Origin of the sequence: Streptomyces sp. M2CJ-2, from assembly GCF_016757295.1 — a bacterium.
GTDB lineage: Bacteria > Actinomycetota > Actinomycetes > Streptomycetales > Streptomycetaceae > Streptomyces.
Genome location: NZ_JAESIF010000253.1, coordinates 1 through 985, shown reverse-complemented (window position 1 = coordinate 985; position 985 = coordinate 1). Strand labels below are relative to the sequence as shown.

Below are 985 nucleotides of genomic sequence, written 5' to 3'. Positions count from 1 at the left end.
TCCTCCGGTGTCACACCCGAAAGAAGATCACACCCTATCCGACAAGGATCAGCCGGGGCACCTAACAAAGCCCTAATAGGGCCGTGTGATGATCTCCATGCCGTGCCCGGCCGGATCCATGAAGTACAGGCCGCGCCCACCGTGGTGGTGGTTGATCTCTCCAGGCTGCTTCAGATGCGGATCGGCGTAGTACGTGATTCCGGCCTGCTGGATTCGCGCGAAGGCCGCGTCGAACTCCTCGTCGGAGACGAGGAACGCGTAGTGCTGCATGACGATCGACTCCGCCGGCGGGATGGTGGCGAAGTCCAGGGTGACCCCGTTGCCGGTGGCCACGGGAATGAAGGGGCCCCACTCGGTCCCGACCTCAAGCCCCAGGATGTGCGCCAGAAACTCGGCCGACTCCCGGTTGTCCCGGGCATGGATGATGCTGTGATTCAACTCAACTGACATGTGTGGAATGCCTCCGCAAGGCAATCTCACGGGCACCTCCATGCCTCACCCAGCCGGTGACCGACACGCGACGCCGTGCCCGTGATCCTAAACAGCAACGCTCACGCTGTCGAGGCGTCATCCGAGGAAGTCCACATTGCCTTACCGCCGGACGTACCTCCTGGCCATATCTCCAGGGTCCTCCCATCCGGCGGTGCGAGGGACCCTGGGTCATTCCTCGTCGGTGGCGTCCGGATCGCGCAGCGGACGCAGGCCGTCCGGCAAGTCGGGAAGCTGGAAGGAGTACCGGCCGAGCATGTTGATGTGGTGCCGCACGAACGGCGAGAGGCGGGCCACGTCCTCGTCACGGACGTCGAAGCCGTCCGCCCGCAGCTCGTTCACCGCGGCGTCCATGTACCTGGTGTTGAAGAGGACGAGGGCGTTGAGGACCAGGGCCAGGGCGCCGATCTGGTCTTATCCGAACTAGGGCCTGTTCGGGATCGTGATCATGTGGCGGGGGCAAGGCTGCGCAGCCAGATGATGGCGCCGCGCAGCT

Annotated in this window: 1 protein-coding gene and 1 pseudogene; both read right to left on the bottom strand. The window is 64.3% G+C overall.

All coding sequences use genetic code 11. The features are described 5' to 3' along the window. Positions 1-72: 72 nt before the first annotated feature. Positions 73-450, bottom strand: a complete 378-nt coding sequence (locus JL475_RS39145; protein ID WP_202282949.1) for a VOC family protein — start codon at positions 448-450, stop codon at positions 73-75. Between the two features lie 210 nt (positions 451-660). Further along, positions 661-903 (bottom strand): annotated as a pseudogene (locus JL475_RS39140) (Tn3 family transposase); the annotation flags it as partial. Positions 904-985: the final 82 nt, after the last annotated feature.